General features: G+C 46.7%; 23 protein-coding genes. 8 read left to right on the forward strand and 15 right to left on the reverse strand.

The features are described 5' to 3' along the window. Positions 1-41: 41 nt before the first annotated feature. The 4 genes from H8K33_RS00090 to H8K33_RS00105 all read left to right on the forward strand — a co-directional run bounded on the left by H8K33_RS00090 (position 42) and on the right by H8K33_RS00105 (position 5,684). Complete coding sequence (locus H8K33_RS00090; RefSeq protein WP_390320188.1) at positions 42-857, forward strand: c-type cytochrome; 816 nt, start codon at positions 42-44, stop codon at positions 855-857. Further along, positions 854-2,218 (forward strand): c-type cytochrome, encoded by a 1,365-nt coding sequence (locus tag H8K33_RS00095; RefSeq protein ID WP_186888958.1) that lies wholly within the window; start codon positions 854-856, stop codon positions 2,216-2,218. Before H8K33_RS00090 ends, H8K33_RS00095 begins: the two co-directional genes overlap by 4 nt. Positions 2,219-2,330: 112 nt before the next feature. Next, complete coding sequence (locus H8K33_RS00100) at positions 2,331-5,021, forward strand: M1 family metallopeptidase (protein WP_186888959.1); 2,691 nt, start codon at positions 2,331-2,333, stop codon at positions 5,019-5,021. Positions 5,022-5,114: 93 nt separating this feature from the next. Further along, complete coding sequence (locus tag H8K33_RS00105) at positions 5,115-5,684, forward strand: hypothetical protein (RefSeq protein WP_186888960.1); 570 nt, start codon at positions 5,115-5,117, stop codon at positions 5,682-5,684. Between the two features lie 114 nt (positions 5,685-5,798). Here the strand turns inward: H8K33_RS00105 and H8K33_RS00110 are convergent, their stop codons facing one another. From H8K33_RS00110 to H8K33_RS00145, 8 genes are all read right to left on the reverse strand, one after another. Next, positions 5,799-6,971: an acetyltransferase domain-containing protein gene (locus H8K33_RS00110; protein WP_222613226.1), complete on the reverse strand. Its 1,173-nt coding sequence runs from the start codon at positions 6,969-6,971 to the stop codon at positions 5,799-5,801. A gap of 167 nt (positions 6,972-7,138) precedes the next feature. Next, a complete protein-coding gene (locus H8K33_RS00115; RefSeq protein WP_186888962.1) occupies positions 7,139-9,301 on the reverse strand; it encodes a TonB-dependent siderophore receptor in 2,163 nt (720 codons plus the stop codon). A gap of 41 nt (positions 9,302-9,342) precedes the next feature. Next, positions 9,343-10,053 (reverse strand): DUF3299 domain-containing protein, encoded by a 711-nt coding sequence (locus H8K33_RS00120; protein ID WP_222613227.1) that lies wholly within the window; start codon positions 10,051-10,053, stop codon positions 9,343-9,345. A gap of 55 nt (positions 10,054-10,108) precedes the next feature. Beyond that, positions 10,109-11,401 carry an ABC transporter permease gene (locus H8K33_RS00125; RefSeq protein ID WP_186889715.1) on the reverse strand — a complete coding sequence of 431 codons (1,293 nt, stop codon included), beginning with the start codon at positions 11,399-11,401 and terminating at the stop codon, positions 10,109-10,111. 32 nt (positions 11,402-11,433) lie between these two features. Next, a complete protein-coding gene (locus tag H8K33_RS00130) occupies positions 11,434-12,183 on the reverse strand; it encodes an ABC transporter ATP-binding protein (RefSeq protein WP_186888964.1) in 750 nt (249 codons plus the stop codon). Positions 12,184-12,237: 54 nt separating this feature from the next. Next, complete coding sequence (locus H8K33_RS00135; RefSeq protein WP_186888965.1) at positions 12,238-12,774, reverse strand: ZrgA family zinc uptake protein; 537 nt, start codon at positions 12,772-12,774, stop codon at positions 12,238-12,240. A 63-nt stretch (positions 12,775-12,837) separates the two neighbouring features. Then, a complete protein-coding gene (locus H8K33_RS00140) occupies positions 12,838-13,212 on the reverse strand; it encodes a phosphoribosyl-AMP cyclohydrolase (protein ID WP_186888966.1) in 375 nt (124 codons plus the stop codon). Beyond that, positions 13,205-13,699 (reverse strand): MerC domain-containing protein, encoded by a 495-nt coding sequence (locus H8K33_RS00145; protein WP_186888967.1) that lies wholly within the window; start codon positions 13,697-13,699, stop codon positions 13,205-13,207. Before H8K33_RS00145 ends, H8K33_RS00140 begins: the two co-directional genes overlap by 8 nt. A gap of 455 nt (positions 13,700-14,154) precedes the next feature. Between H8K33_RS00145 and H8K33_RS00150 the strand changes: the two genes are divergently transcribed. From H8K33_RS00150 to H8K33_RS00165, 4 genes are read left to right on the forward strand one after another with little or no spacing between them, the layout of a single operon-like run. Then, the gene (locus H8K33_RS00150) at positions 14,155-15,462 is read left to right on the forward strand and encodes a hypothetical protein (RefSeq protein WP_186888968.1); all 1,308 of its coding nucleotides are present in this window, start codon (positions 14,155-14,157) and stop codon (positions 15,460-15,462) included. Continuing rightward, positions 15,459-16,583 carry a hypothetical protein gene (locus tag H8K33_RS00155; RefSeq protein ID WP_186888969.1) on the forward strand — a complete coding sequence of 375 codons (1,125 nt, stop codon included), beginning with the start codon at positions 15,459-15,461 and terminating at the stop codon, positions 16,581-16,583. Before H8K33_RS00150 ends, H8K33_RS00155 begins: the two co-directional genes overlap by 4 nt. Next, complete coding sequence (locus H8K33_RS00160) at positions 16,567-17,499, forward strand: metal ABC transporter solute-binding protein, Zn/Mn family (RefSeq protein ID WP_343043763.1); 933 nt, start codon at positions 16,567-16,569, stop codon at positions 17,497-17,499. Before H8K33_RS00155 ends, H8K33_RS00160 begins: the two co-directional genes overlap by 17 nt. Then, positions 17,496-18,239 (forward strand): ABC transporter permease family protein, encoded by a 744-nt coding sequence (locus H8K33_RS00165; RefSeq protein WP_222613228.1) that lies wholly within the window; start codon positions 17,496-17,498, stop codon positions 18,237-18,239. Before H8K33_RS00160 ends, H8K33_RS00165 begins: the two co-directional genes overlap by 4 nt. Before the next feature lie 183 nt (positions 18,240-18,422). On the opposite strand, the gene H8K33_RS00170 is transcribed toward H8K33_RS00165, so the two are convergent. From H8K33_RS00170 to H8K33_RS00200, 7 genes are all read right to left on the reverse strand, one after another. Further along, the gene (locus H8K33_RS00170) at positions 18,423-19,010 is read right to left on the reverse strand and encodes a DUF502 domain-containing protein (RefSeq protein WP_186888972.1); all 588 of its coding nucleotides are present in this window, start codon (positions 19,008-19,010) and stop codon (positions 18,423-18,425) included. A 432-nt stretch (positions 19,011-19,442) separates the two neighbouring features. Further along, positions 19,443-19,793 (reverse strand): hypothetical protein, encoded by a 351-nt coding sequence (locus H8K33_RS00175; RefSeq protein WP_186888973.1) that lies wholly within the window; start codon positions 19,791-19,793, stop codon positions 19,443-19,445. A 68-nt stretch (positions 19,794-19,861) separates the two neighbouring features. Then, positions 19,862-20,182, reverse strand: a complete 321-nt coding sequence (locus H8K33_RS00180) for a hypothetical protein (protein ID WP_222613229.1) — start codon at positions 20,180-20,182, stop codon at positions 19,862-19,864. A 31-nt stretch (positions 20,183-20,213) separates the two neighbouring features. Continuing rightward, positions 20,214-21,233: a hypothetical protein gene (locus H8K33_RS00185; protein WP_186888975.1), complete on the reverse strand. Its 1,020-nt coding sequence runs from the start codon at positions 21,231-21,233 to the stop codon at positions 20,214-20,216. Between the two features lie 99 nt (positions 21,234-21,332). Next, complete coding sequence (locus H8K33_RS00190) at positions 21,333-21,719, reverse strand: hypothetical protein (protein WP_186888976.1); 387 nt, start codon at positions 21,717-21,719, stop codon at positions 21,333-21,335. Between the two features lie 323 nt (positions 21,720-22,042). Beyond that, the gene (locus tag H8K33_RS00195) at positions 22,043-22,585 is read right to left on the reverse strand and encodes a hypothetical protein (RefSeq protein WP_186888977.1); all 543 of its coding nucleotides are present in this window, start codon (positions 22,583-22,585) and stop codon (positions 22,043-22,045) included. A 319-nt stretch (positions 22,586-22,904) separates the two neighbouring features. Beyond that, positions 22,905-24,578 (reverse strand): SH3 domain-containing protein, encoded by a 1,674-nt coding sequence (locus H8K33_RS00200; protein ID WP_186888978.1) that lies wholly within the window; start codon positions 24,576-24,578, stop codon positions 22,905-22,907. Positions 24,579-24,638: the final 60 nt, after the last annotated feature.

Below are 24,638 nucleotides of genomic sequence, written 5' to 3' on the forward strand. Positions count from 1 at the left end.
GCGTACAAATATCAAGCGTTTTTGATTTATGGATATAGAAAATGATGATGGAACAAAGACGGTATGCCGCTGATTCTGTATTGGTCGGGCAGTCGGAGCGTGCTAGGAATGTCGCAAGTCGATTCGGATTGCAAATCGGATTAGGGTTCGGCCTTAGCTTGATTTTGCTAATGGGCTTAATAACGGACGTAAGTAAGCAGGCTTACGCACAAACGCTTGTCGCCGCAGATAGTTTGCAGCAAAGAGTCAAGGCTTGTGTCGCTTGTCATGGTCAAGAAGGGCGAGCAACCACAGATGGTTTCTACCCTCGAATTGCCGGCAAACCAGCGGGTTATTTGTTCAATCAATTACGCCATTTTCGGGATGGCAAGCGCGTTTATCCGATGATGACGTACATGGTCACGCATATGAACGATGCTTATTTACAGGAAATCGCAGATTACTTCGCTGATTTAAATCCACCTTATGCTGCACCACAAACCAGTCAAGCAAATCCCGCCGAAATGGAACGCGGTCGTATTCTGGTGAAGGATGGTGATGCAAGCCGCAAGTTGCCAGCTTGTATTGCCTGTCATGGTGACAAAATGACTGGCATAGCGCCGTTTATTCCGGGGTTGTTGGGTCTTCCACGAGATTATCTCGTAGCACAGTTAGGTGCTTGGAAAACGGGTAGCCGACATGCAGCTTCGCCAGATTGTATGCAAACAGTTGCGCAACAGCTTGAAGCTAGCGATATCGCCGCAGTATCTGCATGGCTTGCCGCGCAGACGCTGCCAGCCGACACTAAGGCGATTAAAGTGACAGAGGCAAGTAAAGATTTCAGCTTGCCGATCGCCTGTGGGAGTATGAAACCATGAGCATTTCTATACGGCGTATAGCCAAAATCGTCGCACTGTTTTTCTTGATTGTGCTTGGTCTGTTAGCCTTGAGCGCGTGGTATGGCTATCGCTTAGGTCATGGCTATGCAGATCTTCCGGTAGAAGCCAGTCAGTCTAGTAATCGTATGCATCCAGCGAATATGCCAGGTACGAATGAGGCAGTATTAGAACGTGGTGCCTATTTGGTCAAAATTGCGGATTGCATGGCTTGTCATACCGCACGAGGTGGCGCGGCGTTTGCTGGCGGGCGGGTGATGGAATCTGAATTTGGTCAGTTTGTTACACCCAACATTACACCCGACAAACAAACGGGTATCGGAAACTGGACTGCCGAAGATTTTTGGAATGCCTTACACAATGGTCGTGGTAAACAGGGCGAGTTATTGTATCCGGCGTTCCCTTTTGTGAATTACACCCACATTACTCGTTCAGATGCCGATGCGATGTTCGCCTACTTGCAAAGTCAGCCTGCAATCTCACAACAAAACACCGAGCATCGTTTGGCTTTTCCTTACAATCAGCGTGCAGGCTTAGCTTTTTGGCGCGCAGCGTATTTTCAGCCAGGCGAATTAGCTTATCAGCCGCAACAAAGCCAAGAGTGGAATCGTGGTGCCTACTTAGTGCGCGGCCTGGCACATTGCAGTGCTTGTCATAGTAGCCGTAACCAATTCGGTGCCAACATGGGCAGTGATGATTTTTCTGGTGGTGAAATGGCTGGTATCAGTTGGTATGCACCTTCTTTAGTGGCCAAGCATGAACTGAATCTTTCTGCTTGGAGCACGGCTGATTTAGGTCAATTGCTACAGCATGGTGTGAATCGGCAAACTAGCGTGAACGGCCCGATGGCAGAAGTGGTCAAAGAAAGTTTGCAATACTTGACGGATCAAGATGCAGCAGCAATGGCAAATTACTTACGCGCTTTGCCGCAACAAGTGAAAACCGCACCTGATTTCTTAGACCGTGCGATTGCCAGACCAACGGTGTCCAAAGAGCAAATGCTGCAGCTGATGGAAGCGGGCGAAGTAATTTATCGTGCGCAGTGCATTGATTGTCATGGTAAAAATGGCGAAGGAAAAACCGGAATTTATCCTGCACTCAAAGAAAATCCTTCTGTGCAAATGCATTCACTCAGTAATCCTATTCGAGTTATTTTGGCGGGTGGATTTTCACCCGTCACCAAGGGTAATCCACGCCCGTATAGTATGCCGCCATTCGCCCCGTTTTTGAACGACACCGAAGTTGCGCTAGTGCTGACATATATTCGTAACTCTTGGGGCAATCAAGCTAGTGTGGTTGGTGCGGCTGAGGTGAATCCCTATCGCACAGCGAGTTTGGATTAAGCACAGCGAGCCAAGATTAAGCACAGCGATTTGGGACGAAGTTGATCAAGTAGATCAAGCGTATCAAAGCGTATAAAAGAAAAATGTAATATTGAGATAGATGAGGGAAAGAATGAAACTGAATTTGATTTCATTGGCAGTTTGCAGCTTGATAGGTTTCGCTGGCACACCAGTTTTTGCTGCGCCTTTAGCCGCTCTTGAAGCCGCACGCGAAACAGCAACAGCCAAAATTGATTACCGCAAAGTCACCACGCAGTTGCCGCGTGAGGCGCGACCGATTCATTATGATGTATCGATTACGCCTTACCCTAAAGACGCACGCTTTTCTGCAAAGGTGGGTATCAAACTTTCGCTCCTTTCTGCTAGTCGCAGTATCACTTTACATGCGACCGACCTGACATTTAAGAAAATGCGTTTGCTTGATGCGGCAGGAAAAGTCATTAGTGAAGACATCAAACTCACTGTAGATGCAGAGGCACAGACCGCGACATTCACATTTCCTCAGCGCTTAAAACCTGGACAATATCGGCTAGATCTGGAATACGATGGTTTAATTGGCACCCAGGCGGTTGGTTTGTTTTCACTTGATTACGATAGTCCGCAAGGTCAACAACGCGCGTTGTATACCCAGTTTGAAAATTCTGATGCGCGACGTGTGATCCCATCTTGGGATGAGCCCGTGCATAAAGCCACATTCACCGTCGAGATGATCGTGCCGCGTGAACATATGGCGGTGAGTAATATGCCAGTGTTATCCAGAACCGATATTAGTGACGGTCTTAGCCTAGTTAAGTTCGCTAAGACTCCCAAGATGTCGACTTATTTATTGTTTTTGAGCGTGGGCGATTTTGAACGTGCAACTGTGATGGCCGACGGCACTGAAATTGGTGTGATTGCCAAACGTGGCAGCCTCGATCAGGCCCGTTATGTCCTTGAAGAGTCAAAAGGTATTTTGCGCGAATTTAATGATTACTTCGGTACGCGTTATCCTTTACCAAAATTAGATAATATCGCTGCACCTGGACAAAGCCAGTTTTTCAGTGCGATGGAAAATTGGGGCGCGATTTTTACCTTTGAAAGTTCTATCCTGCTCGATCCGACAATTTCAACGCAGGCCGATAAACAACTCGCATTCGTGACTGCTGCACATGAAGCAGCACATCAATGGTTTGGCAATTTGGTGACGATGCAGTGGTGGGATGATTTGTGGTTAAACGAAGGTTTTGCGTCGTGGATGGAAAATCGCACCATGATGCGTCTGCATCCCGAATGGCAACCAGAATTTAATGCGATTTCCGTACGCGAACAAGCAATTGCACTTGATGCTTTGGCGAGCACGCATCCAGTCGTACAAAAAATTGAAACGGTCGATCAGGCTAGTCAGGCATTCGATAGCATTACCTACCAAAAAGGTGAAGCAGTGATTCGCATGCTGGAAAATTATGTGGGCGAAGATGCGTGGCGCCAAGCAGTGCGTTCCTACATGCGCACGCACGCTTATAGCAATACACAATCTCGCGATTTGTGGAAGCAAGTAGAGAAAGCCGCACGCAAACCTATCGTTGCGATTGCCAAAGATTTTACCGAACAAGCTGGCGTACCTCTCATTTATGTTGATGACATCACTTGCAAAAATGGGAAATCGATTATCAGCCTGCGTCAGGGCGAATTTTCTAAAGATGTTCCGAATAAAAAACCGCTGCATTGGCGTGTACCCGTTGTCGCACAAATCGCGGGCACCAAGGTGGTCGGCAATACTTTAGTGATCAACGGCAAAGCCAGTCTGCAATTACCTGCCTGTGGCACAGTCGTTGTAAATGCTGGTCAAATGGGCTATTACCGAACGCTATACGCGCCGAAAGTATTTGCTCAACTCAAGAATCACTTCACCGACATTGCGACCATTGATCAAGTTGGTATTTTGTCGGACAGTTGGGCGATGGGCTTAGCGGGGCAACAGCCTGTTGCAGATTATCTTGATTTGGCGAAAGCGACCTCATCGAATGCAAGTCCGCATGTTTGGGATCATATCGCGAATGTTTTTTCGACGATGAATAACTATCTAAAAGATGATCCAACACGTCAAAAAATGTTCCAAGAATTTGCATTCAAACGTCTGTCACCATTGATGCAAGAATTAGGCTGGCAAGCAAAAGAAAACGAAGCTGAACATGTGGCTAATACCCGCGCAGCGATGATTACTGTACTTGGCAGCATGGGGGAATCAAGCATATTAGCGGAAGCGCGTCGGCGTTTTGCGGTAATGGATAGTGATCCTAATGCAGCACCTGCCGCCTTACGTTTATTAATTTTGGCAATCGTGGCAGAGAATGCTGATGGCACAACTTGGGACAAGTTGTATGCGAAAGCGAAGTCTGAGAAATCTGCCTTGGTGAGACAAAATATCTACGAATTATTAGCAGCAAGTGAAGACCCAACTTTGGCAAAGCGTGCCCTAGATTTAGCCTTAAGCGATGAGCCAGGTCTAACCACCAGCGCAGCAATGATTCGCCAAGTAGCGTCAAATCACCCAGACATGGCGTTTGATTTTGCGATGGCGAATATGGCGAAAGTAAATGAAAGAGTCGATGCAACATCACGCAGCCGCTTCTTCCCGTCCTTGGCAAGTACTTCATCTAATCCTCAAATGATTAGCAAATTAAATGCCTATGCCAACGCCCATCTCGATCCGAGCGCACGCGGAGAACTAGAAACTGTAATCGCGGCGATTGAATATAGAATTAAATTAAAACGTGAACGCGTGCCTGAGATTCGAGCTTGGCTGGATCAATCAAAGGACTAGAATGTGAGTAATTGACAATCTGCTTTCTACTCAGAAACTAGACGCATTACTTTTATACGCCTATGATGAATCTTTCGTTTGAGGAGAAGTAAAATGAAAACCCTAGTGACAGCTCGTAAAACATTATGCGTGTTATTTGGCGCAGCATTGATTTCTGCGCCAGTTGTGGCAAAACAACCAACCTGGCTAAATCCAGATCAGGGTAAATCTGATCAAAAACATGGCAAAGGCGATGATAAACAGGACAAGCACGATAAACAGGACAAGCACGACAAGCATGACAAACACGATGACCGTGATCAGCGAGATGACAGACGTCAAGGCGACAGAAATGATCGCCAAATTTCTCATCAGTATTTTACGACCCAACATCGCACCGTCGTCGTTGATTACTACACCAATGAATTTCGTAGCAAAGGTTGCCCCCCTGGTTTAGCGAAGAAAAAGAACGGATGTTTGCCGCCCGGGCAAGCGAAAAAATGGAAACGTGGTTCTGCCTTGCCTAGAGATGTCATCTACGAAGATGTGCCACAGCGCGTGATTTCAATTATCGGTGCGCCACCGTCGGGTCATAAATTTGTGCGTGTGGCAAATGATATTCTTTTGATTGCCATTGGCACGAGCATGGTGATTGATGCGATTGATGATTTAAACCGTTACTGATTTTCATTTGAAAATTTTATTTTGTGGCTAAGCAACAGGATAATAATATTGCTTTTTTTATCGAATATGAAGTAGCGATAAAATTGATGCATCGTTTGTAGCGATGCATCAATTTTATAAATATCTAACCCAAGCTTGCTTGCTTTGGCGCTTGAATGCCGCAAATTGACGACAAGGAAAGTACAAGATTGGAGCTAAAAGTGCGGCGCCAAGCCAAACTTGCCATACTTGTTCAACGCCAAATCGATTGCCGTGATTGGCACCAAAAATTTGCACTAAGAGCGTCTGTAAAATCAGCAATACATACAAATGCAAGATGTAATAAAACATCGGTGCCGCACCAATTTCAGCGCAGAGCTGAGTAAAACGATTGCTGCTGCGTTCAAACCATGCCAGACAGAGCATGCCAGTGCCTATGGTTAGCAAACTAAATAGCAAAGACGGCGGATACTTTTGGAAGTTGAGATAAGACATGCTGGTCCTGATGAAATCGGGATAGTGTTGCCAATGTAAATTTTCGCCATAGATATTGAAGCTGCGTAATAGGAATAATGTAGCAAGTGCAGCCAACCCAATGGTGATTAAGCGACCTTGTCTTTGCAAACTGCTGATTCCTTGTTGATACAGCGGCCCACAAGCATAGCCAATCAGGATAATGCCTACCCATGGTAATAAGGGATAACTGATCTTAATACTCGCCAATGGTTCTGGTAAAAATCCGCGTTGAAAGAAGATGGTCCAGATCGTGTAAGCAGGGTGATCGCTTGCGATCTTGATGTCGCTGATCATATTGTGTCCCGCCACAATCAAGATGCCGAGCGTTAGAAGTATAGGAAGTGGAAGTTTGTGTAGCAAGCCTAAACAAATCATCGCCAAACCGATAACCCAGATTACTTGTAGATACCAAGTCGATGGCGGGAATTGTCCGACCCAAGCGAAATTGATCACCGTGAACTCAAGTGCAATCAGAAATAAACCACGTTTAATAAGAAAACCAGTGGCGTCACGCTGACTACCTTGAAGATGTGGAGGATGCGAATAAAGCCATGCAGATAATCCGGCTAAAAATACAAATATTGGTGCGCAAAAATGTGCCGTGAATCGGGTAAAAAATAGCGCTGGATCGGTTTGATCGATTAGCATAGGATCGGCAACTTGCTTGTGTAGATAAATTGTTTCGCGTACGTGATCAACCAGCATGAGAAGCATGATAAGGCCTCGCAAACTGTCGATCGCATTGATTCTGTTTCGTGTCATGCTGATGTTAGCTGCGATGCTAGTATTCATGCTGTTTTTTACGCTGTTATTCATACTAAAAGTGGAGTGAGGTCGAACTTGGATTGTGGAAAAAATGGCTTTGGACTGACAGGTGCGGCAGTGTAAGTTGGATCAATCATCAATTCCACTGCCGCTTCAATAAGCTTTCCTTGCAAATTAATTAGAACATCAAAGCATCAGAACGCCACGCGCAGATTGGCGCTGATCTGCCTCTCACTTCCTGGTTGTATCCACACTTGGCTGTAAGCGCTGGCGAAGTATTGACGGTTCATCAGATTATTCACTTGAACATGTAGTTGCATGGTCGAATTAATGCGATAGTCGGCAACCAGTTTGATCGATGTATAGGCGGGCAAAATGAAGTTGCTACTCAATGCCACGTCGCCATAGCGTTCGCCTATGTATTGCAATCCTAGGCCGATGCCGCTCGCATTACCGTTCAGTTGAAAACTCTGTTTAAGGAAGAGGTTCGCGCTATGTGTGGGGACATTGGGAAAGCGGCTGCCAGTCAAGATTAAGTTATCACCACGACTGACCTTGGCATCGGTGTAAGCATAGGCCGCCGCGATGCGGAGATTATCTTGCAATTGGCCCTCTACATCCAATTCTATCCCTTGACTCTTGAGCTCACCTGCGGTGATTGAGAAGTCGGTGTTCACTGGATTGGTCGTAAGTACATTGCGTTTATCGATGTTGAAAATCGCGATCGTACTGCTTAAATTTTTCTTAGTATTCTCCCACTTCATACCAAGCTCGTAAGAGCGACTTTCTTCTGCAGGAAAAGCGGTATTGTTGATGCTAACGCCGCTGTTCGGACGAAAACCTTGCGCCGCGGAGAGATACCACGCTAGGCTAGGAGTCGCTTGATAAACGACGCCAATGCGCGGACTGCTGGCTTGCAGCGATTGTTGATTGACTGTTGCTGTGCGGCGGTTTTCCACCCGCTGTTGATAGCGATCAAAGCGAATGCCAAGCAAGGTTTTCCACTGCGTATTCCAGTGTATGTGGTCCTGCAAATAAACGGCGTTGGCTTCCTGATTTTCCTTAGTGTTGATCGACATCGTCAAAGGGTCAGCCTGCTTTCCATAGACTGGCTTAAAAATATTGATGCTATAAGGATTGCTCGCAGAAGGATTACGTCTGAGTTGTACTCGCTCGTCTGCAAACAGGACATGTTCGATGCCGAATAAAGTCTGATGTTGTACACCGGCGATCTGATGATTGCCAGCGAGCTCGATACGTGCGCTGCGGTCAGACGCGGAAAAATCACGATAGCGGTGTTGACGACGTAAGGTTTCGTTATCGGGCAAAAGATTGCTCGCTTCAGTCGAAAAACCTTTAATTTCGCTGTCACGATATGAGAGGCCGGATTGTAAAGTCCAGTGTGCGCTCAGGTCATGTTGGAAAAAGAATTGATGTCCTAGCGATTTCGTTTGCATACGTCCATCGGCTGGTTCACCTAAAAAGCGCGAATTTGGAATGAGGCCAAGTTGTCCATTCACCGCTACCACGCCACGATCAAATGGTGATTTTTGCTCACTTGCTTCTAGTTCGTAAGACAAGGTTGTGTGATCAGTGATACGCCATAATAAGGAAGGTGCGATGAAGGTTCTGTCGGTCTTGTGATAGTCACGATTACTTTCGCTACTTTCACTTGCTAGATTGATGCGATACGCGAATTGTTGGCTGATCGGACCAGTTAAATCTGCCGCGATGCGTTTCTCTTGGAAACTGCCTAGTTTCATATCGACTTGGTAGACGGGATCAAAACGCGGTTTCTTCGTGAGAATATTAATTGTCCCACCAGGTTCACCTCTGCCGTACAAAGCCGAGGCTGGGCCTTTCAAAATTTCAATCGCATAAGTATTTGCGTTATCACGAATGCCGTTATAGCCGCGACTTGAATTGACGCCGTTGATCATGTAATCAGAACCAAAATTAGGATCACCTGTGAAACCACGCATCGCGTAGCTATCCCACAAGCCGCCTAGATTACTTTGACGTTGAATGCCGCTACTCAGATCCAAGGCATCGCGCAGTGTGTTCGCGCCAGTGTCTTGTAATAGCTCTGCGCTGATCACGCGCACAGCCATTGGTAAGTCTATTAGCAAACTATTGTTTTTGGTGGCACCTGCGACAGATAAATTTCTGTATTGTTTTTGACCTTGTACTTTGACTTGTTGCGGCACATCTTTTTTGATTTGTTTAGATGTCTGCGTCGAAGATTCGATGGTGTTTGTTTGGCTGTTTTTTGCTAAAGCCGTTTCTTCAGCGTTCGCCAGTTGCGGATATAAGCTTGCCAATAAGATGGCGAATGCGGTGTGCGTTGTTTGATTCATTTGGATTTATATTGAACGAGAGTGTGTAGAAAAACTGAAAATCAGCGGCGCGAAGATTCTTTATAAGGCACAACTTTGACCGCATTGAGTCGATAGCCTGCCGTTCCAAGTTCAGTCTGACTACGTACGCTATCTAATTGACCGCTGACCCAGACAGGTTCCATGGTCTTAATCACTTGCGCTTGTTCTAACTGAACTTCAATGATCTGATTCGCAGGTGGGGGCGGGGTGTGTAGGCAGCCACCAAAATAAGGAACTAGCAAAAAAGTACCGACCTTGCCGTTTTCGATATCGAGCGGCACGACAAAGCCAGGAATTCGAACATACTTCTGATTGAACAAAGGATTGGTTGGCGCGTTATCCCATGCCGTTCTGAGTTTCTTGAGTGCGGAAATCGCGCGTGGATCAGCATCGTTAAAATTCCCCAGATCCATATCTTTAAAGTCTGCGCTCGGGTCCCAACTAGCGGGAATGAGATCTTCCCAAGAGATGGTCTTGAAGTTAATTGGCTTTCCTGTCGCGTCTTTTGGGCTGTCTTTGCTTGCACTCTGGACTGCACTAGTTGCTGACTTGGTTGGCTTGTTTGGATTTAGTCGCTCACCAATTTTGTATTCGCCATGTGGATCGGCTTTCGCGGTCGAGCTTTTTGTTTTTTCTGCTGCTTTACTTTGCGCCGCGCTGGGTTTGCTTGCAAGCATGCTGACGCTGATCAATAGGGTGATCGCGATAGTAGCGATGTTAAAGAATTTCATTTTTTTTAGTGTCATAGTCATAGCTTGGTAGATTTTTATGGTTCTTGGAAATTGCTTATAAGCGCGTCGATAAACCGTCGCTGAGGGTATAGCGATAGGCACGCCAAGCGGGAATCAAGCCTGCGAAAAGGCCCGCTAACAATAGCCCTCCAATCGCGGGTAATTCACTGCTGCGTATCAAGCTCATTTGCAAGCTAATGCCGAAATGATCTTGCAGATGGCTAGCACCGATCAGGCTCATCAAATCGACGATGGCAATGCCAAAGAACAGTCCTAGCAAACTCAGCATGGCGCTTTCAAGTAACAATAAACCTGCGATATACATCGTGCTGGCACCGACTGCGCGCAGAATCGCGAGTTCGCGCCGTCGCTCATTTAAGCTGGCGGAAATGACCGCAATCAAACTACAAAAACTAATCAGTGCAACCAAGGCCGCGATACCCAAGAGCAGTTGTTCAACTTGGCTTAGCATTTGCCAGAGTTCGTCCAGTGCTACACCAGGAATCACCGCGAGCAGGGCTTCATCCGCGAAACTATTGACGGAGCGTTGCACACGAAAAACTGCGCTACGATTCTTTAAACCGATTAAGGCAGCCGTAATTTGTTGTGGCTGTAAATCAAACTTACGCACATGTTCTGGGGCGATGGAAAACTGTGGGATGGGCGCGCCAGCCTGCCAGTCCAAGTGGAGCGCTTCTATGGCTTGCAAATTCACATGCACGGTGCGATCCACTGGCGTTCCGGTGCGCGCTAAAATGCCGATCACTTGAAAGGGTTTGACGTCATGTTCTTGCGTCAGTTGCGCTTTTTGCGCTTGCTGCGTGGGCATGCCATGACTCAGAACAATCTTGTCGCCCATTTGATAATTTAATTGCGCCGCGACTTCTGCACCAATCACCGCGCCAAATACATGATCTGCGCCGTCCTCAAAGAAGCGACCTGCACGCAAACGCAAAGCTTGCTTTTGTCCATAACGTAAATGTTGGAAATAGGCGGCACTGGTGCCAAGTACCGGAAAACCTTGGTGTGAATCACCTAAAGAAATAGGCACTGACCATGCAATTGCAGGGTGGCGCGTGATGGCTTCATAGCTTTCCCAGCGAATGTTGTTGCTGGCATTACCGATGCGAAAAACCGAGTACAGCATCAATTGAATTGGGCTGGTTCTAGCACCGATGATCAAGTCAGTTCCTGCAATCGATTGTGAAAAACTACTACGAGCATCTTGTCTCACACGTTCTACCGTAAGCAAGAGTGCACAAGAAATCGCAATCACGAACACCACTAATCCCAAGGTGTAGCGGCGATTTAAGGCGCTCTTAAGGGCGATCTGCAAGATCAGACTCATGCGCAAGCTTGCGCCTAATTTCGACAAGGCTTTCATGTTCTTACTTGCCATTGTTGGCAATCGACTTGGCGGTCGAAATGTCGCGCTAAGCGTTGATCATGGCTGACGAAAATCAAGCCAGCCATTGAGGTTTCGCATTGAGAAATGAGTCGCTCCATAAAACTTTGTTGATGCATTTCATCGAGTGCAGAGGTAGGCTCATCGGCAATGATGAGTTGCGGGCTGCCGATTAGGGCACGTGCTGCGGCGACGCGTTGCTGTTGGCCTATACTGAGTTTCGCAGCAGGCTTGTTCCAGTTGGTTTGGGCGATGCCGAGTTGCGTCAATAACTGTTTGGCAGCTTGCTGTGCAATCGATGGCTTTACTTGATCACTCCCCGTGCTAACACAGGCCGCGTGTAGGCGTCGTGTTGAAAATTGGCACGGCAGCATGACATTGCTAATCAAATCGAGATATGGGATGAGATTAAATTGTTGAAAAATGATGCCGAGATGGTCAACCCGGAACTGATCGCGTTGCGATGCTTTCAGTTGCTTGAGATCTTGCCCTAAGAGTTGGATATGGCCCTTAGTGGGTTCATTGATGCCTGAACACAAACTCAGCAAGGTACTTTTGCCGCAACCACTAGGCCCGTGTATGAATACTCGTTCGCCCGCTTTCATACTGAATGCAGCGATATGCAGTTGTGCTGATGTGGCGTTGGGATCGCTGTTTTTCCAAGCGAATTGCACATCTTGCATTTGTAATAAAGGGGTGTCCGTATGGTTGATGTATTTATTCATGGCATACATGGCATAGTCTGAAAACTATTTTGTTTTGAATAAAGTGTTTTGGCATTACCAAGTCATGTTGATTTCGTCGGCGTGCAAGGTTTTGGCATGCTGCCCACCCGCATGTACGACTTCAACCTTGAGGCGATGTATGCCTTTGTACTGTTGCAATAGCTTGGCTTTTAGGCTGCGCAAGTGTTGTGGGTTTTTGCATTGCAATTCCACGTCAAAACGCAAATCACCATGCTTTTTTTCTTCGTTCGACTTTTGCTTACCGGTGAGCACAGGTGAGTCGAGTTCGATCTGACCGGCTTGGCATTGCGCTGTAGGACTCAATTCAATCCATAGAAGCGGATTTTGTAATTGCTGTAGTAGTTGTTTTACTTTGTCTTGTTCGGCTTCATCTTTTGGTGCTCGCTCAAATCCTAAAAAATTATCGAGTGGGCTGGAAAAACTCATTACCGCTTGCGATTGATCGATCGCTAGTTGCAACTGTGCTTGTCCATGTACATGAGCGTGTAATGAACTCTTTTGTTGTGCAAAACTTGTTACATGAGTTAGTCCGAGGATGCTAACAATCAGCGTCAGGAAGATTTTTTTCATATTGATTAGGAAGTCATTTTGTGGTTTCTTGCATTTTGCTTTGTGGCGGTTGAAATGGCATCTTCAGTCTTGCCAGTCGAATTCTCGATGAAAGCTTGAGGTGCTGATTTGGGCGGGGCTATCTTCTATTGGCACATCAACGACCAAGAGTAGACAATTTTGCTCCTCGTTGAGTAGCATTTCGCGCACTGGATAGCGTCCAGTGGGGCGTGGATAGCGACGCCATATTCCCTTGCGATGTTGTACAAAATAATGTGCAACACCAGTGCTAATCGTGCGTTCAAAAGCGCGTCTATCCATCCATTCAAATCGCAGAACCTGCTTGGTTTTCGCATCTTGAGCGACGCAGGGAATTAGACCCCTGTCATCAAATAGTGGATTGAGTGCGCGTCCAGTAATCGGTTGAGGACTGCTGGTGTATTCGGCAAAATTAAGCATTGCTGATTTCTTTCATCGCTTGTTTCTCTTGTTCGATTTCGTCGTATTGAAACAATTCATGGTTGAGTGACGTAGCTGATGGCGTCGCTGTACCTGTCATAGCAGGTGCCAATGCACATGCCTTGCAGTAGCCGCGATTTTTGATGTGCGCAATGATCAAATTGACGCCACCGATACTCGCCAACATAACTTCCGCCAATTCGCCATAGCGTGGTCCAACCCAGAAAATCGATATCAGAAAGCAGATGAATCCAGTTAAGCCGAATAGCAATACGATGGCTTTTCGATGCTGCGCGAAGCCAGGGATTAAGGAAAAAATAATCGGTAAGGCGACCACGGCGATCATCCAATAATGGAAGTCATCGTGATGAGGAATTTGCGTCAAGAAGGGAATCAATAAAGCGATGGGCGTCAGCGCGCAATGCAACACACATAGCGCTGATGCAAATACACCGAGGTAGTCGCCAAGTTTAATTATGAGCTTCAACGTAGATTCCTTGAGTTTAAATTTGCGTGCCATTTGTTTGCTCGAGCAAGAAAAACATCGCTGTTGCGGGTACCGTTTTCCAGAAAAATAAAAGAAAATATCTGCAACACAGTTGCAATTGAGTGATTCTATTTGAATGAAAGATTAAATGCAACTGTGTTGCACAAACAAATTTTTTCACCTATTATGCAACTCTGTTGCAAGTATTTGGTGTCAATTTATCTTGCAATAAAGATGTTTTTGTAGGGCGTGAGTGACTTATTTGCGTTTTGTGAAAACCACTATGTTTAGTCAATATCTTTCAAAATGGTCTCTTAATTTCTCTTCTACGTTTATTTTTGAAATGTAAAGTTTGATTGATAGATGAAAGAAAAGACTCACAGCATGCTCAACACAAAGTATTCAAAAAGTTTTTTTACCAATGATTGAAATAAAGAAAATAAGGAAATTGATTTATGAAACAAGAAAATAAGTACCAAGCAGTAAAAACACTGCTGGCATTGAGCTTGGCAAGTCTGTTGGCGGCATGCGGTGGTAGTGATACTGCTACGTCAGAAAACAAGGATGACAAGGTTGTCACTATCGATACCGCAGGTCGCCTCGCGATCGCCGAGAAGGATAGTAAAAATCTTATCTTGCGTGACTTGGATAATCACCTCACGGAAGCGACACATCAATTAGACAATGCAGGCGCTAGTTTGTACCCCAGCCCGAACGGTCGCTATGTCGTCGCAACGCAAAGAGCGCAAGATCTGGTGCAGTTTGTTGATGGTGGCGTTTGGCAAGAAGATCATGTGAATCACTTACATGATTACAAGCAGGGATCAAAGCTGATGACTTGGAAATTAGCTGGTTCTCGTCCAACCCATTATGACGTTCAAGTTGGCAAGCAAGCTGCGATATTTTTTGATGGTGATAGCGCCGTTACACCAGTTAAAAATGCCAGCGTTCGATTAATTACCGATGCTTCGATTGCGAGCGGTGCGGTTGCCGCAGGTTTTGATTTGAATTCTTCTATCCACGGTTTCGCAGAGCCTATCGACAATAAAATTCTTAGCGTAAGTCGTGCTGCCGATGCTACTGACACGTTGCCGACGCATGTGCAGCTCTATCAACGCAATGGCAATACTTACACTTCTGATCGCCAACTGGCAACGCGCTGCAATGGCATGCACGGCAGTTTTACAGCGGGTAAATTCACTGCAGTGGGTTGTATGGATGGTGTGATGCTCATCGAACACACTGGACCAAACACCGTTAGTGATAAGAAAATTCCGACGCCAATTCGCATCGGAACTTTGATGGGACATGTCAAAGCACCGGAACAATTCATCGCCATCGGATCAGAAGGTGCTGCGCCAGCGCCAGTCACTACGCGTTTCTATGCCATCGCTGGAAGTAATGCGAGCGCAACAGCAATCACGGTTGCCGGTTGGGAAAACGGTACGGTACAGCGCGCTTCCGGCTTTGACCGTAACAGCAACCGTTTCTACATTTTGGATAACAAAGGGAATCTCAGTATTCTCCAGCGCCAAGGCACGACTTGGAGCAATGTATCGCGCATCGTTGGTTTGATTCCTAGTATGCCGACAGCCGCGCCTTGGCCTGCAATTAGTGCAAATGGGGCGAAGGATGAAATCTACTTTACCGATCCGGTCGCACGTCAATTGGTGCACTTCAATACAGCGACCGCCAGCGTATCGGCGCGCCGCGACCTGAGTTTTGTTCCAGCAACGGCATTATGGGTGGGGATTAGTCGATGAAAAAAATCTTGATATGCGCTGGCATGATGCTGAGCGCGCCAGTGATGGCACAAGTGAAGGATTGGAAACTCGGTGCGGTACTTGACGTCGCCTACACTTCCAAAGAATTGGGCTTGGGCCAACGTCAATCAGGCTTGGCTCTGGGTCATAGTGACGTGATGGCGCAAGGGCCATTAGGCGATTATTTCAGCGCCCAATTCGGCGTGGCGACCCATAGTCACGAGAAGAAAATTGAAACCGAATTAGAAGAAGCTTGGTTGCAAACGCGTGCCTTGCCTTTCGGTTTGCAAGCGCGTCTCGGTCGTTTTGGTTCGCAAATTGGGTATCAAAACGAACAGCATCCGCATGCCGATGATTTCTCTGAACGCCCCTTGTTGTATCGTGCCTTTCTCGGTGGACATTGGTTTGACGATGGTTTGCGTTTGAATTGGACGGCACCGACGGCGCTGTATTTGAGTTTTGGTGCGGAGGTGTTTCGTGGCAAACAATTGGTGCAGGAAGCGATGCCCAGTCCGCAGTTTGGGATTGGCACTTTGACTGCCAAATTAGGCGGCGATGTCGGTCTATCGCATAGTTGGCAAGTCGGCTTGTCGCGGGTTCATAACAAACGTGAAGCGCTGCTTGAGGACGAGCACGATCATCACGAACACGAAGAGCATGGTGAAGACGAACATAATCATGCCCACGGTGCGCTGTTCCAAGGTAAAAAAATGTGGATGGCGGACTTGACCTGGAAGTGGTCGCCGGATGGAAACAATCAACGTGAGCAGATTAAATTCAATGCTGAATTTGCGCGCGTCTCACAATTGAATCGATTTGCGACACCATCCGATAAGCACTATGCAAGCTCGATTAGCCTGGTGTGGCGTTTTGATCCATCGTGGGAAATAGGTGGTCGTATGGATAGGCTAAAAGTCAGCACTCCGCACGGTGATCACTTTCATCCTGGTCGACTAAAAGAAGACAGCGTGAGTTTGGCGTGGAAACAAAGCCATCGCCAAGTCGTGCGTTTGCTGGTGGCGCAGCAACGTGATGCCTATGGCATGGAAAACGTCACCAAACGGTCAGTACAACTACAAACGATATTTAGTTTTGGAGCGCACGGTGCACATACTTTCTAAACTCAAAACCACGTTACAAGTTGTCTTGGTCAGCGGCGCTTTCGTTGCCAACGCTGGGGCACAGACGATAACAGTTTTCGCTTGCGAACCGGAATGGGCGGCATTGACGCGCGTGCTTTTGCCGAACGCCAATGTTCACGTCGCGACCCACGCCAAGCAAGATCCACATCACATTGAGGCAAGACCAGCCTTGATCGCGCAACTGCGTAGCGCGGATGTCGCGGTCTGCACCGGTGGTGAATTGGAATCTGCTTGGCTGCCGATGCTGCAACAACGGGCGGGCAACTCGAAAGTACAGAATGGTGCTCAAGGTATGTTTTTCGCGTCGGAACAGGTTGAGATGATTGATCCTCGCCCTGGTGTGGTTGGAACACCATTCTCTGGTGACGTCCACGCCGAGGGAAATCCACATTTTCATACTGACCCGCATCGCTTTTTGAAAGTGGCACTTGCCTTGTCCAAACGTTTTGCAAGTTTGTTCCCACAAGAAGCATCTGCCATCAATCAGCGTACACAAGCATTCAGCCAAATGTGGTCGCAGCAAGTTCAGCAATGGGAGAAGCGTGCTGCCTCGCTCAAGGGAATGCGAGTAGCATCACAACACACGACCTTTGCCTACTTATGGCGCTGGCTTGGCATAGAGCAAATCAGTGATTTGGAACCGAAACCAGGGATGGCACCAACACCAGCGCATCTGCAACGTCAATTGAGTTTGCTACAAACGACGCCTGTTGAAGCGGTGGTCGTGGCAGCTTACCAAGATCCGCGCGCTGCTAAGTGGTTGACTAGCCAAGCGGGTATCCAAGCACCTTTATTGGTTTTGCCTGCGACCACAGACAATCCTTTAGCCGCCGACGCCTTAGTGACTTGGTATGAGCAACTAGTCACGAGTTTGGTGAAGGTGAGAGCCAAATGATGGAATGGTGGTTTTTAGTGCCCATGCTGGCGCTAGCGTTTGGGGTCATGGCATTAGCACCGCTGGGTGTGCAAGTCTTGTCGCGTGGCGTGGTCTTCATTGATCTGGCACTGGCACAAGCTGCCGCTGCAGCAGCACTTTGGGTCTCTGTCTTGCTGCATGATTCCAATGCCGTGACCACGCAAATTTTTGCCGCTTTGGGTGCTCTCTTGTGTGCAGGGCTGGTGGCGGGTATGGCAAAGCGCTGGCCCGCACAGCGTGAGGCTTTGATTGGCTTAGTGTATGTCGCGGGTGCGAGTTTGTCTTTATTGGGGGCGCGTATCGATGCCCATGGTCGGGAAAAAATGGCGGAGTTATTAGCTGCCGATATGCTGTGGGCAAGCTGGCCACAAGTCGCTTCATTAGCGGCTTGTGCAGTCGTTCTTGGTCTGGTTTTATTGTTGGCGCAGTCATCGTTAAAGAAGGATATGATTTTTTATCCACTCTTTGCCGTGATCGCCAGTATGGCCGTCCCCATTCTTGGCTTGTTTGTGGTGTTCGCCAGTTTGATCAGCCCAGCCTTATGGGTGCATCGCGGCTTATTGCTGAGCTTAGCGATCGCCGTGACGATTGTGGCAGCAGGTTTAGGTCTAAGTGCATCTTGGTATTTTGATGCACCGAGTGGTGCATGTGTTGCATTGGCTTTGGCGACTTTTGGTGCAGGCAGCGCGCTGCGGCAACAAGCACGCGCTAAAAACTAAGTGTTGATAATGATGGTGTTTATTTTCATAAAAAGCGGTAAGAGTGATTGAGTTTAGTGTTCAGCACGTCGAAAACAAAGCTTGTTTTTGACGTGCTTTTTCTGTTTCTAATCAGAGTAAACTTTGGGCGAAGATTTGTGAAATGTTTAGTTTGAATGACCCAAATCGCGCTCTGCAGTAAGCCTAATCTGGCTGCTTATTCTCTAACTGAGAAACACCACCAGAGACGATAAATTTCATGGCATTACTTGGGCTGACATTAATCGCTCTTACTTGATTGCTAGGGACGATAAATAACTCGCCAGAGAAATTGTACGAGTGCGGGAAATACACCGCGACTTTATCTTCTAATCCTAAGATCGACAGATCATGTTCAGTTAAAAAGCCTAGTTTTTCTAACTTGGCTTCAGGGTTGATTAACACCAAAACAGGTTGATTAAATTTTTTCTCGTCGCCGACAAAGGCGGAAAAAAGATCATTGAGTGAGGAGTAGATTTCATTTAATACGGGAATGTTTTTTATCGACTTTCTAATCAGGCGCTTAATTGGTTTGGCAATAAAAGTCTGTCCAAAATAGCCAACACAAATCAGTAATAAGACGATGATTAATAATCCCAGACCAGGAATATCACGGCCGATCAATAACTCCAAACTTTCTCTCAATAAGCCATCTGTAAATTCAAATGTCAGCAGCAGGATGTAGGCTGTTAAGGCTAAGGGCGATATAAACAGTAAACCTTGCAGGAAATAATTAACGAGTTTTTTGAGCATGGGATTGAACTTGACTTATGTGATCAGTAAGAGAGATAAGGGAAGAACGATAGAATCACCGATTCAAGTTACCCAGTCAAGGGAAGAAAGTATGGTTACTATTTTCGTTGATGATTCGGGGTGACATTGCGAATATTGATAATGTTGCCTATTGATGTGACAGCAATTTTAAGCACCGGTTGATAAGTGATTGCAGTGCATTTAACTCAAAGAGTTTGCAGACTGTTAAAGTGTCTTAGTGCTCTTCAAGCACCGCTAATGAGGCCAATCATGACAAGCTTACGCTTGAGGTTGGCGACTCGTGCCAGACAAAATAGGCATGATCAACTGGAGGCTTTGTGTGAAGCTCCGAGCATAGATACTGTCACGAGGAGACTTTGACTTTGGGCGTTCTTGGGTTTGATTGCTTTGCTATACGCTTTTTGCTAAATATCACGACTTGCTTTCCTTGGTACTGACGAAAAAATAAGCGGCAACAAACATCAATAGCTCTAGTACATAGAAAAACTGAGCGAAGCCAAAACCGAACTCTGCAATGGCCCATGCGAGCGAGGCAAGCATAATGATCCCAACCAAAATAAGAGTCGGCTTAATATTTTTTCCCCGAGATAAATCCCAGATAATCCAAGCGATGATCAGCGTCCAGATGATATTGAAACCTAAGATCAACGGATCATGAAAACTAATCTCTTCAAAATCAAGTCCATCAAAGTAAACTGCAAGCAGAGTAGAAATGCATGAAATGATCAGCGCGATTGCGGCTTTCTTAATATCGGTTGGCAAAGATGTTCTCCGTTGTAGTTGGTTTAGGTCGAGCTCTCCAATGCAGAGCGCACGCATCCAGTGAGATGTTAAAGCGCGGTGACACTATATCTATTGTCATGGTCATAGAAGAAGCGATCCTTGCGGAATAGTCCAGTGCTATCTATTACCGCTAAGTCAAACATTTCTTCATAAACTGGCCATGTTGTTTCACAGCATATCGTGATGTTAGTCTCGTACTTTTCGACTGCACGAACCCACACCTCAAAAGGGTGATGCGTGCAATATGCAATGAAAGACATCCCTGGTGAAACCGAGCCTTCAATTTCAATCACTCGAAGGCAAAAAGTAGAAGTAGCACCGGCACTTCTCTGCTGTGTGTCTGTTTGACTTAATACTTTAAATTTCACCACTTCTGTATCCTGAGTATTAACGTTTGAGTTAGCTTGCTTCACTCGTAATTGACCATGGCGGTACGTTTATGTCCATGTGCCAAAAACTTCCATCTTCTCTGTGCAGCCAACTAGCAAGGCGGTCTTCAACGGGCATAACCGCCTCCCTGAGATATCCCAGAAAAAACATCAGCATCTCTGCCATTTCCTCTGAGGACCACTTTTCAAATACTGGTCGAGTAGAAAGCCCCGCTATTGGTGCCACCTGAAAATCTATTCCAGATGGTGATTCGGCGATCATCGCTTTGGGAATGCGATTGAATTTTTTTGCCTTCATGAACAGATTTGCTCCAAGTTCTTCAAACTGGAGAGGATGAAGCTGATGGTTCTGATATTTAGAGAAGAAGTGAGATCCCTCAAAAGTCTGTGCGCCCATGTCAAAGGCGGCTAAAATCCCGACTTTTCCCATCCTTAAATATAGGGTATTAACTGCAACATCATCTTTGTAATCAAATCGCAAGTTTGGATTAGCTGGTTCCTTGAGTTCGAAGATGAACAGCGAAGCTGGGATATCGCTTTCGAGCTGAGAGAACCGGATGGGAATCCTTGATGCCTGAAGGATGTAATGAAGCAGCTGATATTGCTCCATATCTTCTGTAGTAACTATAGATCCGGCGGCAGGATCGCGGCGCTCCATTGGCAGGAATATTTCTCGATATAAAAGACCGAAAAATATCTTGAGTATCCACAGCATAAGGACTTCACGGTCAACCCCCCTCAATGCAGACGCACCAGCCAGGAATGCCGTTCTAATGGTGTTCTCGATTTGCGACAGATGCGTGTTATTGCACTGAGTGCAGCAAGGAATCACCAGCATTCGATACGGAATCTCCGTTCCGTTGATTAGAGTGAGCCTCTTATTCCACAGCCCGAAATGATGGAGAAGCCACTTTGGAAACACGTGCTCCTTTGAATCATCATCGTCGCCAGTACGAGCGCCGCAGAGAAAACACGTGTTTTCCGCAAAATCGTGGTTTCGCACAGCATCATATAGTTTGATATTTGCCACGTATGCCTCCATGCAACCTAATATTTTAGATGATAGGCGTCGCGCGGCTTGCCGGGTGACGTTTTCACAATTGAAGGGCTAGGCGCCTCGGTGTATGGCTCATTCGAGGTGCCCCTGCCTCTCAAGTTCAGTCGCGGTTGTTTCGAAGGCACTAAGAAATTCCGCTACTACGTCAACGATATTCTGAAACGACTGATCTGTGATATTTAAATAGCGCTGCGTGCCTTTGTACGGTGTGCTGAATCTGTCGGGTTCCAGGAAACCAGTGAGTGCATAGAGCCCGTCTGGCGCATGAACTTCGGGATGTGCTTCGTTCTCACCCTTATGTGCGGTGGCGTGCCGCAAGGCCTCAATATCGGGAAAGTACTCGTCTAGCCTTTTGCGCGCATTCTTAATCTTTGGCATATCCACCGTTGCGCGTACCGACGGGCAATTACGGAGTCTGACCGATTGAATCTTTTCCAATCGAGCTCGAAGATTATACAACTCTAGTACGCACTCGTGGCAGGCAACCCAGCGCCACCGATCGGCTATTGCACGAGAGATTGGAGGAGGTGGGCTCTTTGACGTGCGGTAAAGCTGCAACGCAGCATCCCATGCTTCGACGCTGAACTTGAGACCTGCGAGGTGTGCGTACAAGTCCTTGATTGATGCAACCTCTTCTGCAGGCGTAAGCGTTGACGGCCAAAGGACGGGTACCCGGAGCATTTCTGAGACCTAACGCCGAATTGAAAGGCGCGCTGGCCGATCAATAAATTTAAGTGATTCGTCTATTTTGCGCGTCATTTTCGAATGTCATGTTAGAGGCATCAAAATGAATAGTTCTGCAATACATGATTTAGTCTAATCTCGTATGTAGAGTTACTTTTACATTTATTTATTAGGTCGACGTAGAAGTTCTTGAGTCCATCAAGGAACGCAAGGTAAGTATCTTCAATATGCGCCGAAACATGTGCACCATCGTCAATATTTTTTGTAGCTGCGACAAACGCGAGCCCCATTGGACTATCTTTAGGGCCAGAAAAATATTGAATTTGTCTGGCCTTTCCATTTCGTGACAGATCCGATTGTGAAGTGAATGTGTGCAAGACAGCGCATCGTGCCCCCCAAAAATCGACTTCATTGAATTCCAAAACGGAGGAGTTAAGAATATATTTTTTTACCCAGTCTTTAAAAGTTTGACCTGATGCACTGGTTACATCCGGTGCCGAGTCTAAGAGCCCCATTGAATCGATTGATGAATACATGAGTACCAATAGATGCCCGAACAAACTTTTTTCATACAGTAGACCAGTAGCATCAACGGTATTGCTAATGAATTTCCCAATAAGTGCTTCTGTGCTTTGTGACATGACGATATAAGGCCTCTAACTAGATGAAGACGGTGAAATGACGGGTGAAAAAGACCCTTGACGCATAATGCTTTTCATATGAAACCCTCCAAACCTGCATGAATAAACGATTTTCTCTAATTTTTTGAATTTTTGCTGCACAAAAAAATTGATGAAAAGCGCCAGCAACAAAGACGGTCATTCTATCAAGGCATGTGGTAGCGTCAAGCAAACAATTTTCATTTTTGGATCGGCACTAAATAAATCTTCACAACATGTTGCAATTTGCGATTGATGTCCTCACACGCAGAGTCAATCATCAAACATCAGCCCCAAAAACTCAAGGCTCCAAATTCGGCAAATAGTCGACAAACGCATCAAAAATCCATCCCTGCAATTCATTGAATTCTTCTCTGTATCGTAAGGGTATTGAATAGATTTTTACTTTGATCCAACGGCCTTCGCGAGCGGCGATTGTTTCGCATGGTCGCTTGCTGTCAATGACTTCGAGCATGGTGCCGAATGGTAGGGTTTCGACTTTGTTGCTGCTTGCATCGGCCTCGCTGCGTAGTTGTACTTTATCTGCAATTAGGACTGCGTAAGGTTTGGTGTTGGCGCTACAACTAAGCACTTTATTGGGGGCTTTGCATTGGCCGCTTTTAAAATAATCAAATATCTCCGCTAGTGCTTTCAGGTCTTTGATTTGTGTATCGGTTCCTTTCGGTGGAAAGGCGATACCCATGCAGGATTTGCCGGGTAAGCATTCAGGAATGCTGACACCCGTTTGTGGGCTGCCGATTGAGCCACCTTCATATTCGCAGCGATTCTGTACTGAGTCTTTGTCCGCTTTTGATAGCGGTGCGTTGATGACCGCGCTGCACCATGCGTAGCTATAGGCTCTGCGAGCGATGCTCATGATTGATCGCTCGTAGATTTCCACCTTCGTAGTTTGCCGAAAATCCGCGCCGAATTCGCAGAGATTTTTAACCGTGTCTAGTTGTGCGTTGGCTGTCGCGTAGGCGAGTGGTGTCACGCCAGAAGTATTGGGGCGATCAAGTTGATAGCCTTCTTTTGCTAAGAATTCGAAACTAGCTTTATCCGCGCCGATTTCGGCGGCGACATCGACGACGCTGCAATGTGGAGTTGGGCGGCAACGGCCTAACCATGTGCCTTCTTTATAAGCGTTTAACAGGGGCAACCTTCGTGCGTCATCCTTGATCGCGATTGCTTCGCTCATCAGATAGTTTTCGACGATCATTCGCCATTCTTTGCTGATGTTGGCGGCGATATATGCATTGGCTTTACTGAGATCGGTATCGCCCGCACGTGATGCGGCGATGAGCTTCAGATAATCATCAAACCACGTCGTTTGCTTCGCGCCTTTTTTGCATAGACCTGCTTTGATGAAACTGGTCGTTGTGGCTTCGGCGGCACGGGCTCTTGCATGGAGTAGGGCATAGCCTTGGTCTTGTGTTGCTGAGTTGAGTCTATCGCTGAGCCTTTCCAAAATCGGCGGCTCGATGACCTTTTTGCCTTCATGCATATAGCTAGCGCTAATCAGCGGGTTGACGCCATTATCACAATGAGTTTTGACGACGGTGAAGCTATTGGCAACGGTGCTGTCATCAGGCAGATTGAGCACCGCTGCCGATTCTAATGATCCGCGGTCAGATTGGAAGCCTTTGCTCAGTAACCAATTCACCATCTGCGGTTTTGGATTATTCATACTCGCCCATTGCATAGGCTGGCAATCACGAAGCTTTTTGCAAGCTTTAATCCATCCTAAACTTTCTAGGTACTGCGTCAACGCGACATTACCCGAGGCCGCAGCGAAGTTAAAGGCAAGCGCAAGCTGATCACCGCTGTATTTTTCTTGTGAGAGGATGCGTTTAACCGCCTTCAAATCACCATTGATAAAAAACTGGCCATCGGTTTCTTCCCACGTAGCTCCGTGTGCCGTTAGGCTTACCAGTAGAAGTGCGAGACAGGAAAGCGGCTTGATTAAAAGCTTCATAAGGCGACCTCGTAAAGAAGATGCCCGATGCTAGCTTGTGCTTTGATAATTTGCAATGAA

It is taken from the genome of Affinundibacterium amnicola (assembly GCF_014284275.1).
Taxonomy (GTDB): Bacteria; Pseudomonadota; Gammaproteobacteria; order Burkholderiales; family Burkholderiaceae_D; genus Undibacterium; species Undibacterium amnicola.